Source organism: Paenibacillus sp. JZ16 (assembly GCF_015326965.1).
Lineage (GTDB): Bacteria > Bacillota > Bacilli > Paenibacillales > Paenibacillaceae > Paenibacillus_AQ.
Genome location: NZ_CP017659.1, coordinates 7053392 through 7070893, shown reverse-complemented (window position 1 = coordinate 7070893; position 17502 = coordinate 7053392). Strand labels below are relative to the sequence as shown.

11 protein-coding genes are annotated in these 17502 nt (G+C 49.6%); all 11 read right to left on the bottom strand.

Annotated elements, in window-relative coordinates; translation table 11 throughout:
• Window positions 1–82 precede the first annotated feature (82 nt).
• A complete protein-coding gene (locus BJP58_RS31740; RefSeq protein ID WP_233354817.1) occupies window positions 83–1948 on the bottom strand; it encodes an ABC transporter ATP-binding protein in 1866 nt (621 codons plus the stop codon).
• Window positions 1945–3723: an ABC transporter ATP-binding protein gene (locus tag BJP58_RS31735; protein WP_194541990.1), complete on the bottom strand. Its 1779-nt coding sequence runs from the start codon at window positions 3721–3723 to the stop codon at window positions 1945–1947. Before BJP58_RS31735 ends, BJP58_RS31740 begins: the two co-directional genes overlap by 4 nt.
• A gap of 523 nt (window positions 3724–4246) precedes the next feature.
• The gene (locus BJP58_RS31730; RefSeq protein ID WP_194541989.1) at window positions 4247–7894 is read right to left on the bottom strand and encodes a dynamin family protein; all 3648 of its coding nucleotides are present in this window, start codon (window positions 7892–7894) and stop codon (window positions 4247–4249) included.
• 295 nt (window positions 7895–8189) lie between these two features.
• Window positions 8190–8471, bottom strand: coding sequence for a hypothetical protein (locus BJP58_RS31725; protein ID WP_006209564.1), 282 nt, complete (start codon window positions 8469–8471; stop codon window positions 8190–8192).
• 252 nt (window positions 8472–8723) lie between these two features.
• Window positions 8724–9395, bottom strand: coding sequence for an endonuclease III (nth, locus tag BJP58_RS31720; protein ID WP_071218341.1), 672 nt, complete (start codon window positions 9393–9395; stop codon window positions 8724–8726).
• Between the two features lie 85 nt (window positions 9396–9480).
• Entirely contained in the window at window positions 9481–12210 is a 2730-nt protein-coding gene (locus tag BJP58_RS31715; RefSeq protein WP_194541988.1) for an S-layer homology domain-containing protein, read from the bottom strand.
• Between the two features lie 78 nt (window positions 12211–12288).
• On the bottom strand, window positions 12289–12888 hold the full coding sequence (locus BJP58_RS31710; RefSeq protein WP_194541987.1) for a GerMN domain-containing protein: 600 nt from the start codon (window positions 12886–12888) through the stop codon (window positions 12289–12291).
• A 30-nt stretch (window positions 12889–12918) separates the two neighbouring features.
• Window positions 12919–14298, bottom strand: coding sequence for an N-acetylmuramoyl-L-alanine amidase family protein (locus BJP58_RS31705; protein WP_194541986.1), 1380 nt, complete (start codon window positions 14296–14298; stop codon window positions 12919–12921).
• Between the two features lie 201 nt (window positions 14299–14499).
• Window positions 14500–15186 carry a GerMN domain-containing protein gene (locus tag BJP58_RS31700; protein ID WP_194541985.1) on the bottom strand — a complete coding sequence of 229 codons (687 nt, stop codon included), beginning with the start codon at window positions 15184–15186 and terminating at the stop codon, window positions 14500–14502.
• 40 nt (window positions 15187–15226) lie between these two features.
• Window positions 15227–16663, bottom strand: a complete 1437-nt coding sequence (locus tag BJP58_RS31695; protein ID WP_194541984.1) for an N-acetylmuramoyl-L-alanine amidase family protein — start codon at window positions 16661–16663, stop codon at window positions 15227–15229.
• A 236-nt stretch (window positions 16664–16899) separates the two neighbouring features.
• The gene (gene leuD / locus BJP58_RS31690; protein ID WP_194541983.1) at window positions 16900–17502 is read right to left on the bottom strand and encodes a 3-isopropylmalate dehydratase small subunit; all 603 of its coding nucleotides are present in this window, start codon (window positions 17500–17502) and stop codon (window positions 16900–16902) included.

The following is a 17502-nucleotide window of genomic DNA, read 5'->3' as shown; positions in this document are numbered from 1 at the left end:
AGTTTATGAAGAAGATTGCAAGTATCGAGCGACATTTTTTTTACATTTGTGTCGGTTTTGTTAAACCTTTGTTAAGCCGTTTTTACAAAAATCGGTATTGTGCTTCAATCAACCCATGGTACGTACCCTGCTTCTGCATAAGCTGGCTGTGATTTCCTTCTTCGATAATCTTACCGTGATCCAGCACAACGATATGATCGGCATGGCGGATCGTTGATAAACGGTGCGCCACGATGAAGGAGGTTCGGCCCTGAAGCAGCACTTTAAGAGCTTCTTGAATTTTCAACTCCGTCTCGGTATCGATACTCGCCGTTGCTTCATCCAGAATCAGAATCCGCGGATCGGCAAGGAGCGCCCTGGCAAAGGACAGCAGCTGCCGCTGACCCATAGACAGCATATTCCCGCGTTCTTCAACCTCGGTATCGTAACCCCCCGGCATCTGAACGATGAATTCATGGGCGCCGACCGCCTTGGCTACATCCTCAATCTCCTCATTGGTCGCATCCAGACGGCCAAACCGGATATTATCGCGAATCGTGCCGGAGAATATAAAGGTATCCTGCAGCACGATGCCAATCTGATTGCGGAGGCTTTCCACCGTCACCGATTGGATATCGTATCCGTCAATCGTTAGCTTACCTTCGGTAATATCATAGAATCGGCTGAGCAGATTAATGATAGTACTCTTGCCTGATCCGGTATGACCGACAAGCGCAATCGACTGGCCTGCCTTTACATTCAGATTGATCCCTTTGAGAGCCTGACGTCCTTTTTCGTATTCGAACACCACATTCTCCAGCTTGATGTCCCCTTTAATCGTTGGCAATTTCTTCGCCCCAGGCTGATCATCAATGCTCGGCTTCTCGTCAATAAACTCAAAAATACGTTCAGAGGAAGCCATGGCGACAAGCAATTGGTTATACATTTGGCCAAGCCGGTTGATCGGCTCCCAGAAGTTTCCGACATATTGGGTGAAGGCAATTAACAGACCGATGGTGAGCTCGCCTTGCTGGATCAACACGGCACCGAGCCAGAACAAGATCAATGAACCGAAACCGCCGGTAATTTCGATAAGAGGCCCAAACCCTTGGTTCATGGCGGACGCTTTATCCCAGGACTTTTTGCTGTCCATGTTCATGTTATCAAAGAACTTCATATTCTCTTCTTCTTGCGTGTAAGCTTGGGTTACGCGGATCCCCTGAATCGATTCATTCAAGTGAGAGTTAATCCGCGAGTTCCGAATCCGTACATCCTGCCATGCACGCCGGATGCGTACACGGAGTTTCGTCGAGATGAAGAACATGATCGGTACCGTGACAATAACAGCAAGACCGAGCTTCCAGTTTATTAACAGAAGAATAACGACAATACCTACTAACTGCACGCAGTCGATGATCAGGTTGACAACCCCGTTGGTAAACAAATCCTGCAGGGAGTTAACATCATTCGTAACCCGGACCAGCACAGATCCAGCCGGACGCTTGTCGAAGAAATTGAAGGATAAGCGCTGAATGTGCTGGAACAGATCTGCTCGCAGGTCATAAATGACCCGCTGACCGATGATATTCGTAAATCTGATACGAAATATTCCTGCAACCCATTGAATGATATACATCGCAAGAACCGCGATTGTAATCTGATACAATAGGGTTAAGCTCGGGTTGCCATCCCTCGGGTCTATGGCCTGGTCGATTGCCAAACTGGTCAAGAACGGAATGGCCAGCTTCGTTATGGTACCGATGACCATCATAAGGCCGATCAACGGGAGAATCTGTTTGGCGTAAGGTTTCATATACGAGATCAGACGCGTCAGCTGCGCCCAGTTAAACGGCTTTTCAATCGCATCGTCGTCCTTGTATACAAAACGTTCATTCGTTTCTTCCGAAGGCTTCCGCGGCCTCGGAATCTTTTGCTTTTGATGCGGTTCAGTATTTACATTGGCGTTCATGCTTGCACCTGCCCTTGCGTGCCTCCTGCTTGAGCTTGCTTCGCAATAAGGTCCGCATATTGTATTTTGTATACATCCTGATAAGGCCCCGGCACTGCAATCAAATCGTTATGCTTGCCGCGCTGCACAACTCTTCCCTCATCCAGAACGAGAATTTCATCCGCATGACGCAAAGAAGAAATCCGGTGAGCGATAATAAATGTCGTTCTGCCGTTCATGACTTCCTGGAAGCCGGACTGAATTTCATGCTCGGTTTCCATATCTACAGCACTGGTGGCATCATCCAGGATCAGGATTTTCGGATCTTTCAGAAGGGCTCGTGCAATCGCAATCCGCTGCTTCTGTCCGCCGGAAAGTCCCATCCCCCGTTCGCCGACAATGGTATCGTAACCATCCTTCATTTCCATAATAAAGTCATGGGCTTTGGCCAGCTTTGCAACACGGATAATTTCTTCCATGCTAACGTCCTTCATGCCGTAAGAAATATTGTTGCGGATGCTGGACGAGAACAAGAAGGTCTCCTGAAAGACCGTGGCAATCTGGCTGCGCAGACTCCGGATCTTTATATCATTAATGTTCATGCCGTCTAGTTTGATGCTGCCCTGATTCACATTGTAGGCATGCATCAAGAGCTGGATAATGGTCGATTTACCAGACCCCGTTCCCCCAAGCAGGCCAATCACGGAGCCGGGACGAGCATCCAGATTAATATCTTTGACGGCCGCCATCTTGTTACCGTAAGCAAAGGTGACATTATCAAATACGACATGACCCTTCACCTCGCTTGGCACCAAATCTACCGCACGCTCACGGTCTTCGACATCGATCGGCTGATTCAGCAGCTCCAATACCCGTTCACCCGATGCCTTGGACTGCGTGTAGTTATTAATGTGAAACCCGATTCCCCAAAGCGGGCCGATTATGTACCAGATCAAAGTAAAGAAAGCTGCCAGTTCCCCTACCGTCATGGAACCTTGGATGACCATCGCTCCGCCGACGGCTAGCAAAATGACGACACTGATATTCGCGAAGAGCTCCATCATCGGGAAGTAACGGGCCCATAGGGAAGAGGCAAATATCTGGTTGGTTTTGTAACGCTCATTCCGTTCGGAGAATTTCTCCACTTCGTGAGGTTCGCGAGCAAAAGACTTTACGGTACGAACACCCGTGATATTCTCCTGAACCGCGGTCGTCAGCGAGCTTAGTGCCAGACGCATCTCCTGGAACGCCGGATGGATCTTGGATTCGAACTTTAGAGCCGCCACAACCAAAAATGGCATCGCTACCAAAGTTACGAGCGTCAATTTCCAGCTAATGGTAAACATCATAATGGAACCGAAAGTCACCATCAATACCAGATTGAGCAGCTGAGCAAAACCGAAGCCGATAAACATTCGAATCGCTTCCAAATCGCCCGTCAGCCGTGACATCAAATCCCCGGTCCGAGCCGTGTCATAGTAACGGAACGATAGAAATTGCAATTTTTCATAGCAGGCGTTTCGTAGCGCATAAGCCAGGTAGTTCCCCAGCCTCCCCCCAAAAAATCCGTGCAAAAACTGCATGAAAGCTTTAAGGATGACCACACCCAGCACAGTGAGTGCCAGCTGCGGTACGATACCGTAATTCTCCAGCTTGATTGCATCGTCAATCAGCACTTTTAACAGATGCGGATAGACAAGTCCTAAAGCGGTTGCAATCGCCAGACACAGCATGGAAAGAAAAAGATAACTTCGTTTCTCCCAAAAGAAGCCCTGCAGTTGCCTGAGAACATTCATGTTTATCCTCCTTTGGATTATTTTCGTTCAGGTTATGTAGCATTTATGAAGTTTATCATCGACCTGAACCCGCGGCAAAGAGGGAAAACCGCCATAAATGAGCCAAAAGGACCTAAAGGGGGCAAATAGTATAACTTATCTTTGTTTCATAATGAAATCATCGGAAATTCTCATTAATACTAGGGGATATAATCACATTGTCAGTCCCTTCAACCATCAGGCTTCATCCACGATTTCCGACTTTTTTGAACATGCTTGAAAAAGGGTAAAATCCTAAGCCGTTTTCACCCCAGTGCGAACGTTGTAACGGATTAAAATATGTCATACCATCCTCTTGACCTTATCCACCCGAACGAGCATAGGAAAAAAGGCGCCCCGCCAGGATGGCATTTGGGACGCCCTTTGATGGAAAAGTATGCGATTGGAGTTTAGACCTGCATAACATCGTTATTCGTATGGAAGCTTCAGACTCCAACATCTACACCTTTCGTTGTGTGCACATGTTATGGCATAAGATCCGCCATTACCGAGCCGCCTGAATCATAGCTTCCAGCTCATTCGCCAGCTTACTCCACAACAACGGAGACTGACCGTCCTGCAGCGAACCGAGGATGGCAGCCATGGATTCCTTCAGCTGTTCCTCCAACACCGATACATGATGCTGCAATGAACGTACACTCATCCGAACATAGTGGTCCGTCAGCTGCTCTTCCCGAATGCTCACCACACTCGCCACGGCTTCCTTCACCTTCGGCTCTGCCGCTTCTCGAAGCTTGGAGCTTCCGCTGCCCTCAAAGAAATGCTTCGGGTTCTTAAATGTCGACCAGAAGGCCAACCAATCCCCTTGTATTTGCAATTCCGTTTCTTCCAGCTCCGGCGATGACCAGTCCTTATCCCGCCGGATGGCAAGGGACAAGCCCTCGGCCATACCGTTGATATCCGCTGCTGCTTTAAGCGCTGCGTCTTCGGTTAATTTGCGGCCGGCCATCTCTAATCGAAGCGTTGTTGCCCATAACTCCTGATCCAGCTCCGTGGACATCGTCCGCATCAAATCACGCCCGCAAGCCGCAAAGGCCGATTTCAGGTGACCTGCGTCCTCCCGAAGCACGGAAGGATTAAACGACTCCTGAAAGAAACGGTTCATGGCATAATCCAGCCGCTGCCGTACATGAAACAGCAGCTCGCTGCTTTCCTGCGCGATATCACGGGACATGTTAATCTCCGTTAAAGCCGCAAGACGGGATAGGGCTCGTTTGTGAACCTCTTCCAGCTCCACGATTTTACGCTCACGCGTGGTCTCATCCTGGGCTGCCATATCGGCCCAAGCTCTGATTCGATCCCTCACCGAAGCCAGTTCATCATAACCGGCGCGCTCTGAAAGCCTTGGCAGCTCTTCAACCGCAAAACGGCTAAGCGCATCTTCGAATACCGGGAACCCCGATTCCTGCAATTTCGCTTCATCCCCATACAGCTTACTATCCAGCGCTGCCAAACTGGAAACAGGGAAGATATGCGGGCTGCCTACCCCGCTGGACGTCAGGTTGGTACGAACATGCTTCACCACCTCATCCAGTTCCTCTTCGGATTGTGCAAGATCTGCGGCATTGACGATAAAAAACATTTTATCCAGCGCAAAGCTGTCTTTAACCCTGCCCAGCTGGGACAGGAATTGCCGATCCGCTTTGGAGAAAGCATGGTTGTAATACGTTACGTATACGATAGCGTCCGCATTTTTAATATAATTGAACGTTACGCCGGTGTGCCGGGCATGAAGGGAATCGGCTCCAGGCGTATCCACCAGCACGATCCCCTGCTCTGTCATCGGACAGCTGTAATACAGATCTATCCCGTCAACAAAACAGGATTTGGTTTCGTCGGCCACATAGCCCCGATATTCCGCCAGCTCTACGGTTTCTGTCATACCCAGTTTGGTCTCCATCATGTCAAAGCCGGCTGCCGCAGCCTTCAGAAACCCATAATGCGGCAATCCTGCCGGATGAATACCGGCCGGATTCAATGCTTCTGCCGCGCTTCGCCAATTGCTCGGAGTTGGTTCTTGGAGACCCAGCACGCTGAAGGAGTACTTCAAATCGTCCCACCACATCTCGCGGCTCTTCATGCGCACGTCTGCGGTACCATGGGTTTTCCCTTCTGCCGGTGCCACAATCCGGTTCACCGCCGCCGTTGTCGGGTGCGGTGATACCGGCAATACCGACTCGCCAAGCAGAGCATTGGCGAAGGAGGACTTCCCGGCGCTGAACGCGCCGAACAGCGCCAAAGTGAACGAGCCGCCCGCAAGCGCATCCGCGCGGGCGGTTATATCCCGCGCGGCCGATGCCAGCGCGGGATGCGGCGCCAGCAGCGCGGCCGCCGCGCGCAGCTCGGCTGCCGCGGCATCCAGCCGCTGGCGCCGCTGCGGTGCCGCCGCCTGCGTCCCGGCGGCGCGGGGCGCCGTGCGCCCGTGCCCCGGCTGCGCCGCCGGGGCACCGCCCTGGGCAGCCGCTGGCGCGGGCTGCCCTTCCGGCTCCCTCACCTCCGGCAGGAGGCCGGGAGTGAGGGAGGTGCGCGGCGGGAGCAGCTGCGCCAGCTCGGCCGCACGGGCGGCTTCCGCCTGCTGCAGGGCTGCATAGCTGGCGGAAGCCGCAGATTGCGCCAGGAGCTCGGCACCCTGGCGCTCCAGGTCCTGCAGACGGACGGCCGCAGCGTCCGTCAATACCGCCTTCAGCCGGTCGGCCAGCACCAACACGGCCCTGCGGTAGCTGCCCTTGATTTCCTCGGCCAGCTCCCGGTTATAGTTCAGTACGTATTCGCCGGACACCGTCGCTTCCGGATTCACGATCCGCGTAATCATATCCTCCCGCACACCGGGAAGCTCAGCGTCCATCAGGCTCTCCCATTCGGTATTCCACTCCGTATGCTGTTCCACGCTTTTACGGAACAGCGAACGCAGATGCCAATCGATCTGCGATGCGGTCTGTTCCTCCAATCGATGATAGAAAGCCTCGAGACGGCGCCGACGCTCCTCTTCCGTCTTGCCGCCTGTGAACAGAAACCCGACTTTAAAACCGCTTTTGCGGCTTTCCAGAAAAGCCAGACTTAAATCCCGAACATCCGCCGGCGTCAGATTGGCGTTTGCCAGAAGGGCATCCGCTTCTTTGCGCAGCTCCGAGCGAACGGTCTCTGGCATCAGCTGGACGGTTCTTTTTTGATCCTCCAGCTCCTGCAGCCGCGCTTTCATCGCCGCTGCGGCCTCCTCGCCGCCCATTTCCTCCAGCAGCCGCTCCTTCTCTTCCTGATGGCTTCTGGTATAGGCCTCTACATGCTGATCGGCAGCATGACGAATGGAGCAGGATACGCTGTAGCGCAGCAACGGTTCCTTATGAGATATCAGTTCACCGATCAAGGACTTTAGAAGCCCCCATTGATTATAGGGATGATCCTGAGCTTTAAGCGAAGTGCATAGCAGCCCCTTATACGTGATCTTCCACTGGGCGAACGCCTTCTTCACGTCATTCAGATAAGCAGAAAGCGTCAACTCGTCATCACGATGCTTGTCGATCTGATTGACGATCAGATACAGCGGTTTGCCCCAATCGGACAAACTCTTGGCAAACATCAGATTACTCTCGGACTGCACATGATTATAATCCATGACGTAAAAAACGATGTCAGCCATATGGAGGGCAGAATGCGTGGCAAGCCGGTGCCCGTCATCCGTTGAGTCAACCCCGGGGGTATCCATCAAGACGCCATCTTCGCCAAGCAGCGGCACATCATCCCACACTTCAATCGCGGAATACTCCCGGCCCTCCTTGCAGTATTCGGCAAGTTCGTCGATTGTTACCGTCAAAGGCTCTCCAGGCTCCGCAGCAGATCGGTGAATCAACGCCCGCGGCTCACCGCTTCGGATTGTAACCACATTCGCACTTGTCGGTACCGGACCCGAGGGCAGTACCTTTTTGCCGCAAAGCGCATTAATCATGCTCGACTTCCCTGCGGAAAAATGTCCGCAGAAGGCCAGCGTCAGCTCACCACCTGTACCCTTGCGTATTAAATCCTCCGTCAAAGCGGAGGAAGATTCGTCATTCCACTCCACAAAACGGTCCCGAACTCTGGTTAGTTCCGTAACACTGTATCCGATTTCATGCTCAGCCATCAACTTCAATGTCATTTCTCGCTCCTGTCCATTGATCTCTCAATTTCTGACACATTCTATTCACATCATTTTATTTTATCACCGCTTGCACTGTAAAGGAATCATTGCATTTCATTTTCGGCCGTTGTCTTGATATAACAGTCCTTTATCTATGCAAAATGGCAGGTCAAGGAAGTGATCTTCCTTGCCTGCCATGGGTCCAAACCTTCTTAATGCCGGCACATACAGGAGGAATGAGGTGAAAGTACACACTCGATCACCCTGAAGAACCAGGTTTATCTCATATTTTAAAACATCAAATTTGAAGAACTTAAGATACAACGGTGTTTTCTTCTGCCGGAATTAAAATTTCAAAGACATTTCCGTGCTGCAGAATGGTTAACCCGCGTGATTTATCGCGCATGACCACCACTTCAGGCTTCTGCGACATACGCTCCAGATAATGCTCGGGAGCATCCCCGGAATGACTGAACGTCACGCCTTCGACTTCTTGCTCTTCATTCTCACTCAGCTGGCTTTGGCTCTCCACCACATGTTCAAAAATATCTGAGAACAATTCAAAATTGTCGGTGTAAACAGAGATGCATTTCATGTGTAATCCCATCCTCTTTTAAATTTAGCTCATGCCGATCCAGGATACCGTCTCTTTTACCTCGCGAAAAACCGACTTTTGATCACTGTTGTTTCCAGATTTCCATTCACCCATGCGGCTAAAGATAGAAATCCGGAGACAAAGGCAAGCATTGCGCTTGCTTGCAATTATGTCCATTTCGCTAGCTATTCATTAAAGTACCGTGTTCCCAACGAATCAGATGAACCTCTTTTTTGTCTATTTCTTGCTGTTTTACAGTTGTTCCTTATTCTTCCTGACTGCTAAGGTTTTCATACGTTTCTTTCCTTCACGGCAAACATCCAGCAATGGGCATACCGGGCATTGCGGATTTTGAGCCTTGCAGTGATACCGTCCGAAAAAAATGATCCGATGATGGGTCAGCGTCCATTCTTCACGCGGTACCCGCTTCATCAGCTTTTTCTCCACTTCCAGCACGGAATCTTTCCAGGCGGCCAGTCCAAGTCGCTTGGAAACCCGCTCCACATGCGTGTCTACCGCGATGGCAGGCACACCAAAGGCATTGGAAACGACGACATTGGCTGTCTTACGTCCAACCCCAGGTAATTTGACCAGCTCATCATGAGCTTCCGGTACCTCACCGCCATACTGTTCGATCAGAATCCTGCACAAATTCTGAATATGTTTGGCCTTATTCCGGTATAATCCGATCCGCCTAATATCCTGCTCAAGTTCCTCGATCGGTACCGATACATAATCCAGAGGCGTTTTGTATTTCTGAAACAGATCCTTTGTCACTTTATTAACCGTTTCATCCGTGCACTGGGCGGACAGCAGCACGGCGATGGTCAGCTCAAACGCATTGCTGTGATGCAGTTCGCAATGTGCATCCGGAAACATGCTCTCCATCGTGTCCAAAATATGCCGTACCGTTGCCGCATTCATATGATTTCCCTCCCGCAAAAAAAAATCTTGATGCGGAAATCCCCGCATCAAGACGGTGTTTCTCGAGCAATCCCAGGTCGATAATTTACTGTTTTACGATCTCAACAACGACACCGTTGTTTAAGTACAGTACAATATTATCATTTTCCTTAAGGGATTGCACGGACAAAGTAGTGTCACCTTGATGAACAAATACTTTATCCGATAATACATACCGGAAATTATCGTTAATCGATTTGCGTTTTACTTGAATTTCCGTATTGCTTGCCTGCCAGAATGCACGTTCAACCTTCTCCAGAACCTGGATAATGGTAACGCCCTGAATGTCTTTTCGAATCTCTACGCGATCTCCTGAGGTCAATGCGCTTAAATTCGAAGCCGTTGAACCATTCTTAACGACTTTAACTCCGCCGCTTACACCTAACGTCTGGCTATTGCCTGAATAATCCTTCGTGGTCAATGCATTTGCGGAAGCATCAACGCTTGTCACTTCGCCAAGCGTCAATTTAACTTCAGCTACCGCTACAGGCGTTAAGCCTTGGAACGTTATATTAACGAGTGCTCCCGGACGCAAATCAGCGAGCAGAATTGCTTGTCCGGTTTCGCCGGTCAATATGGATTTATCGGTATAAATATCGCTTGTGGAGCCGTTTGCTTTCACTCGAATACGGTTCCTTGTGGGTTCCGTTGAAACAACCTCAAATTGTGCGGAAGTTTTGAGTTTTAAGCTCTGTAAGTAATCCTGATTGTTCGACAGCTGGGCTAACACTTCGTCACCAATCCGCAAATCTGCCAGGGATGCGCCTGATCTGCCGAAGATTTCCACAATCGGACTATTGTAGTAAGAGATTTCTTCCGCTTTACCGTTAGCGGTCATAATCGAAATCACTTGCTTGGATGTGTTAATGCTGTTAATTTTACCTTCTACTTTGTATACCACTTCTAATGAGAGTACGCGGGTACCAATCAGGGAGACACTTACCTTGCGTCCCGAGACAAGCAGTGGTCCAACTTTATCCAGCGTGGTTCCGTAGCTCGAGTCCAGCTTCGTCTTGTCATCCAAGACGATTACACGAGGCTGGTTGTTCGCATCCTTGACGGTCAGCCAGTGCGTCTTCCCGTCGTAATTTACGACGGTAACGGCATCCAACTGCTCGATTTGACGACCCGTTACTTCGATTTTCGAAATTTTTTCCTCAGCGTTAATGGTCAGTGTTACCTGGTCACCGGATACGGCATCAGCGAGTAAATCGGACAGAACAGGTTTAGCCACGCCGTTAATAAAGATTTCCGGCTTCTCTGCCAGATACTTCGTTTCGAGCTGTGTACTTCCACTTCGCTTGTATGTGATGGTCTTCCCGTTCTCTTCAATGGAATAAAGCATTGCCTGCACGGTACGATCGACGCTTTGCGTAACTTCCATCGTCTGCAGAACGCTGTTTTCTACCGAAAAGTTCACGGTGTAGCCGCTCTTCAATTCAGCCGGAGCCAAAATCTGATTCTGATATCGAATGACGGTGGCATCATCCCACGTGTACGTATCCTCATAACCGGTGCTATCCTTAAGGGTTACTCTTTTGTTTACCGTATCCACGTTCTGAACGACGCCTGCTCCCGTCTTGTTAACCAAGCCGCTCTTCACCCGGATTGACACGATTTTCTTCTGCGGGCTGTACGTTTCGCGTTCAATCGTAAGCAGACTGCCGGCAGCAAGCGTCTTCGGATCGATCTTGGTTCCGTTCTGATCCAGGAACACCGTGCTTGGCTCGTAACTCAACTCTTCAAAGGTGCTGCCAGTATCCAACCAAATGACGTTGTTCGGCGACAAACGTGCATATGTGCGGTCAAGCCGCTCCACTTGCTGGGTCGAATCCGTAATTTCTACGTAAGCAGCCGTTCCGTTATTCACGATGACCACTGCTTGTGTGTAAGGATTGATCTCCGAGAATTGCAATCTCTTCTCCGAATCCGAGGTGAAATACGCTGTCGAATTATCCAGCTTGAATGAATTCAGCTTGCCATCGGCATAAAGCTCCAGCTTGCCGTTCTCGATCGAAGCGATAGAACCTTTGTATTGGTTCTCGTAATTTGTGGTAATGTAGGCCTGGGCACGGCTGAGGAACGTTGCAAGCTGGGCACGGGTAACGGCCCCTTGCGGATCGAACTTGTTGCCGTTCAAGCCTTTTGCAAGACCTAACTCAACGGCTACATTGACATATCCCAGACGATCCGGGGATATCTTGGCGTTATCCGCAAAGCCTGTCGCTTTATTTTTAGCTGCATCAGCCTCCGCCGTACGTCCAATGGAACGGACAAGGACTTCGGTTATCCATTCCCGGGATGCTTTCTGCGCGCCCCAAATGACTTTCTCGTCCGTATATCCGGATTCTTTTTGCTTGTCGAGCAGGTTTTGCTGAAAAGCCAGTTCAACATACTTCGTAAAATAATCATTCACTTTAATATTTGTCGGTAATGTCGCAGCGCCGTTGCTTAATTGATCCTGCATGCTTAAGAACCGGATCGCCATCGTTACGGCTTCCTGCTGCGTTACGGGATCGTTCGGACGAAACTTTCCGTTATTCCCGGTCACGATCCCCTGTGCTGCTAACTGATAAATATACTTTTCTCCCCAATATCCGGCATTAACGTCACTGAATGCGTTTATGGCCGTTTGGGATGCATTTGCCGTTGTCGCATTTGACGCTTCTTCATCTGCCGAGACGATCGAAGCCCCGCCTCCGAATGCTATAAGTCCGGCCATGACGGCGGAGACCACTTTTTTGGAATGAACATGTTTGCTGTGTCTAAGTACCATTTTCTTTCCCCTCTCAATAACTACTGCTTCATCATATACTAATATTCGACAGCAGATCGTGATCTCCTTCAACCATCATTACCGAGTCATCGGATTTTCCAAATCGACATGACCCATTAACGATTCGGTCTGCTGACCATCCACCAGAATTTGAAGTGATTTCACTTCGTCAAACTGGAAAAAGGTTTTTTTGATCGCATCGATGGCAAACGACTCGCCGCCTGCACCCAGGTTAGCTTCGTCCGGAACCGTCACATCGAGCGTCAGAGCTCCGTTTTCAAATTTCAACGAATTCAGTCCGATCTTCTCCCACAGGGGAACCATATCGGCCTTATCGCTCTTTTGCAATGCTTGATAGGCCGCTTCGTATTTTTCTTGATCTTCCTTATACGAAATTTCGGCCGTACCTTCTACCAGCTCCATCAAATCTGGATCCGTGTAATAGGCTTTGATGCTCTCTGTTTTTGCTTCCGGCGTTGTCACTTCGCTGCCGCTGCCCGTAGACGATCCGCCTGATCCGTTCGACGCTCCACTATGATCCTGTCCTGTCTGATTATCGGGTGCAGGCGTTATTTGCTCCGGTGTATCGTTTGGAGCTGCTCCGGGTTTCTGTCCGCAACCGGCACCAATCAGCATTACGGCTGCCAATAGGCCAGCCGACCATATTTTTTTATTCAAAAGTAGCCACCTCCTGCAATCACGATCTCGTTAATCAACCTTCAAATAATTTTTGATGCCTCTGACAATGGCCTCGGCTACCCGATCCTGCGTTGCCGGATCAAATAGCTTGCTCTCATCGGTCTTGTTGCTCAGGAACCCGACTTCCAGCAGAGCGCCAGGCATTTTGGTCTCGCGAATGACATGGAAATTGCCGTATCTCACTCCGCGATCCTTTAAGCCCATAGCCTTTACGATCTCTTTATGGAGTGCATTCGCCAGCGCTTTGTCAGATTCATGGTAGTAATAGGTTTCGGTTCCGCTTGCAGTGGAAGGGCCGCTATTAGCATGTATCGATATGAAAACATCAGCCTTCAGATCATTCGCAATTTTTGCGCGATCCTTCAGCTCGAGGAAAGTATCGTTACTGCGAGTCAAAACGACTTCGATATTTTGTTCTTTGGCCAACAATTTCTCAACTTTCAGCGCCATTGCGAGGTTGAAATCCTTCTCCCTCTTCTTCGTTACCCCGATTGCTCCCGGATCGTGGTCTCCATGACCCGCATCTATGACCACAAGCTTCTTCCCGCCTGTACCAGGTGTAGGGTTGGAGCCCGTATTCAAATCCACAATGAATAGGCCCGATCCGTTCTCAAGGCCTGAAACGGTGTAATTTTTGCCATAGTTGAGATCAATGACAATGCGCACGGTCATCGGGTTGCTGTTGTACAAGGAATAACGTACGGATTTGACATCCGGATATCCCGTTACGTCCATCTGACCGGTCTTCATCACGTCATCAAAGCTGGCATTGCTGCTGAACGTATCCGAGAAATTCGTGTTCACCATATCGATGACGATACGGTCCGGATTGCTAAGCTTTGATACATTCGGCTTGGCATTGCCCGTAACGGCGACCATCAGCCTGTTTTCGCTGAAACTGATGCCGTCCACAGTCGACGTAGTTACGCCAGGCTCTTCACTAGGGTTACTCCCGTCGTAGGACGAGGTCAGATAGACGGACTTCTGCGCGTTATCCCATCTTACTTGAAGGCCCATCTGCTCACTTACAAACCGGATGGGAACCAGTGTTGTTCCACCGCGTAGAACAGGTGCCTTGGTCATTTGTACGCGCTGACCGTTGATGTCAGCTTGCTGACTTCCAATCACCATCGTTACTGTCTGCGAGCCGTCTTGGACAGTTACCGTCTTGGTCGCCTTGTTCCAGTACACGTCAAATCCCAGATTCTCGGATATGACACGGATCGGAACCATGACGGTGCCGTTATTGTTCTCGACCTTCACGCCAGATGACAGATTGATTTGTTGACCATCCAGGTAAATCTTTGCGCTGTACGAACTCGCATCCGCCATTTTAGGAAACGCAATCATAATGACAACCAGAAACATTAAAAAACCGAACTTCTTCATCCTTCACCCCTACCATCCTATTATTTTGCCACAGATTGGCGTTTCTGCACTCAGCCTGTCCGACATTACCTGACAACCTATAGACGCAAAGTCACGATGAAAGTTGCGAAATTGTTCCCTTTTTACCAAAAAAACACCTATTTCAAAAACTGAAATAGGTGTTTGGTCCTTCATTTGAATTTCGTTAATAGTACCTTATAACTACTTCCGAGTCATTGGATGCTCCAGCTCAACATGTCCCATTAAACTTTCGATCTGATTACCATCTACTAGCAATTCCAGAGACTGCACCTCATCGAACTGGAAGAAGGTTTTCTGCAAGGCATCAATCGCAAACATTTCCCCTCCGGATCCGAGGTTGGCTTCGGCTGGTTTGGTGATATCCAGCGTCAAAGCTCCTTTATCAAACTTAAGTGACTTCAGCGTAATCTTATCCGACCATAGTGGACTTAGTTCGGCATCACTGCTCGTTTGAAGTCCTTCAAAGGCTTTCTTATATTTATCTTCTTCACCCGAGTACGTGATCTCTTTGCTTGCCTCTTTCAGATCGATCATCTCAGGGTCCGTATAATAGAGTTTAATATTGGCCTTCTTCGCTTGGTCCTCCGTTGCATTCACATCCTTTGTATCCACAGGGGTCCCAGTGCTTTCACCGGTTGTGCTCTGCGGTGGTGTGCTTGTTCCCTCGCCCGCGTTTACAGGTATTGCTTCATCTTCCTTATGATCATCAGCCGCCGTTTCTTCCGGATTATCTTGCGGCGTTTGTACTTCTTCTGTTGCGGTCTCCGGATTTGTCTCGGCAGGGGCTGCAGTCGGCTTCTGTCCACAGCCGGCACTAAATGCAAGCAGCAGCGCCAGCAATCCTGTCATCCAATATTTTTTGTTCATGACTTTCGTCCCCCTCTAAGTTCATCAAATCTTGTACACATTATTGTACTTGAAGATATTCTTTAATACCCGCTACAATACCTTGTGCAACACGATTCTGGAAATCGTCTTCAAACAACTGGGCTTCGTCACCCTTGTTGCTTAAAAAGCCAATCTCGAGCAGGACAGCCGGCATCGTCGTTTCTCTCGTCACATGAAGACTGCTATATTTGACTCCCCGATCCATGAGTTCAGTCGCCTTGACAAGATGTTTATGCATCACGTTCGCCAAAGGTTTGCTGGCATCTCTCGTGAAGTAAGTCTCTGTGCCGTGCGGACTGCTGGAATTGTTGCTGTTTCCGTGAATCGATACAAATATATCGGCCTTTATGGAATTCGCCACTTTCACGCGATCGCTAAGACCCAGCGTTGAATCGTCGCTCCGCGTCATCACAACATTAATGTTCTTTTCTTTTCTCAGCAAGGCTTCCACTTTCAAAGCAATATTAAGATTAAGAACCTTCTCTTGATTACCGTTTGCGCTGATCGCGCCCGGCTGACTGCCGCCGTGACCGGCATCAATAACAACCGTCTTCTTGCCGTTGCCGGTCACCGGGGGAACGGGCGGTACGAGGATTTCTCCCTCTGCGTTCAGGTCAACAATAATGAGCCCCGCTTCTTGGGTTACTCCATAATTTGTAGGTCCTGTCAGGTCGATGACAATACGCACAGTTGACGGATTGTCACTGAACACGGCATATCGTACTTTCATAACATCGGGATAATCCGTGATTTCCATCTCGCCGCCGCTTTGCGGATTCACAGCATGTCCAGCCAGGAATGCAGAAGAGAATACGGTATCGGGAAGATCGATAACAATCCGATCGGGTCCTGTCACTTTAAAGACATTTGGCGTAACCGCACCTTCTGTAGCAATCATCAACCGGTTGTCGCTAAAGCTGAGCCCCGTCATGGCTGCCTGGTTCCCTGTTTCGACAGGCGGAGGTGTTTGACTGCCCGGATTGTTTCCGGCACCTGGATCGACCTCTCCTTCAGAGACCGGTGGTAGGGAGCTGGAGAGGAACACTGCCTTCGTCTGGTTGTCCCATTTCACATCAAGCCCCATCTGTTCACTAACAAACCGAAGCGGCACAAGCGTGCTCTTCCCATTCAAGACAGGTGGTAAATTCAGATCAACCTGAGCACCATTCAATTCTGCCTGATGGCTGCCGACCACCATGCGGACCGTCTTCTCGCTGTTCTCAACGGTAACGGTTTGGCTGGCCTTCTCCCAACCTACCTTGAAGCCGAGATTCTCGGATACCACGCGGATCGGAATCATCACGTTACCTTTCATGTTGGCTACCTGGACGCCCGAAGACAAATTCAATGGTTCCCCGTCAAGAAAAATGGCCGCATTTGAAGAACTGGCTTCACCACTTTTCGGAAACGCCAGCAAGAAGACTATCAACATCATTACAAACCCTAACTTCTTCATGAATCCACCTCGATCATCCCATGATTAAATTTGAAAAGCAAATCTAGCAATAAAACTAAAAATATGTAAATCAGCACATTCCCGACAGACGCTGCCGGACAAATACTGACATAAAACAATGATTCCTCTTGGCTGCCGCTGCATATTAATTCCATAATACCAAAAAAAACTTCCATTTCCTACACAGGAAATGGAAGTTTAATAATCTTGTAACCTTTTGCAGTGGAATTGCGAGATTAAGCGAACAGACGCTCCCCATGCTTCTTCTCGTATGCATCGATTGCACTTTCATGCTGCAGCGTCAAACCGATGTCATCCAGCCCTTGAAGCAGGAATTGACGGCGGTGCTCGTCAAGATCAAAGTCAATATGGAGTCCTTGATCATCCGTTATCGTTTTGCTCTCCAGATCGACGTTCAGCTTATATCCTTCATTACCTTCTGTGCGCTGGAACAATTCTTCCACCTGCTCCTCCGACAGTTTGATCGGAAGAATCCCGTTCTTAAAGCAGTTATTGTAGAAAATGTCAGCAAACGATGGAGCGATGACCACGCGGAATCCGTAATCGAGAATCGCCCAAGGGGCATGCTCACGGGAAGAACCACAGCCAAAGTTGGCACGGGAAATCAGAATGGTCGAGCCTTGGTAACGAGGCTGGTTCAGCGAGAAGGTGTCGATATTGCCTCCCTCTTCATCAAACCGCCACTCGTAAAACAGAAACTGTCCAAATCCTGTACGTTCAATCCGTTTCAAAAACTGTTTCGGAATAATGGCGTCCGTATCTACATTCACCCGGTCTACAGGTGCGACAATACCGTGTAATTTCGTAAATGCTTGCAT

Coding starts and splice junctions, on each gene's coding strand:
- BJP58_RS31695 (WP_194541984.1), bottom strand. CDS start 16,663: ATGAAGAAGTTAGGGTTTGTAATGATGTTGATAGTCTTCTTGCTGGCG.
- BJP58_RS31735 (WP_194541990.1), bottom strand. CDS start 3,723: ATGAATGTTCTCAGGCAACTGCAGGGCTTCTTTTGGGAGAAACGAAGT.
- BJP58_RS31725 (WP_006209564.1), bottom strand. CDS start 8,471: ATGAAATGCATCTCTGTTTACACCGACAATTTTGAATTGTTCTCAGAT.
- nth (WP_071218341.1), bottom strand. CDS start 9,395: ATGAATGCGGCAACGGTACGGCATATTTTGGACACGATGGAGAGCATG.
- leuD (WP_194541983.1), bottom strand. CDS start 17,502: ATGCAAGCATTTACGAAATTACACGGTATTGTCGCACCTGTAGACCGG.
- BJP58_RS31700 (WP_194541985.1), bottom strand. CDS start 15,186: ATGAACAAAAAATATTGGATGACAGGATTGCTGGCGCTGCTGCTTGCA.
- BJP58_RS31705 (WP_194541986.1), bottom strand. CDS start 14,298: ATGAAGAAGTTCGGTTTTTTAATGTTTCTGGTTGTCATTATGATTGCG.
- BJP58_RS31730 (WP_194541989.1), bottom strand. CDS start 7,894: ATGACATTGAAGTTGATGGCTGAGCATGAAATCGGATACAGTGTTACG.
- BJP58_RS31740 (WP_233354817.1), bottom strand. CDS start 1,948: ATGAACGCCAATGTAAATACTGAACCGCATCAAAAGCAAAAGATTCCG.
- BJP58_RS31715 (WP_194541988.1), bottom strand. CDS start 12,210: ATGGTACTTAGACACAGCAAACATGTTCATTCCAAAAAAGTGGTCTCC.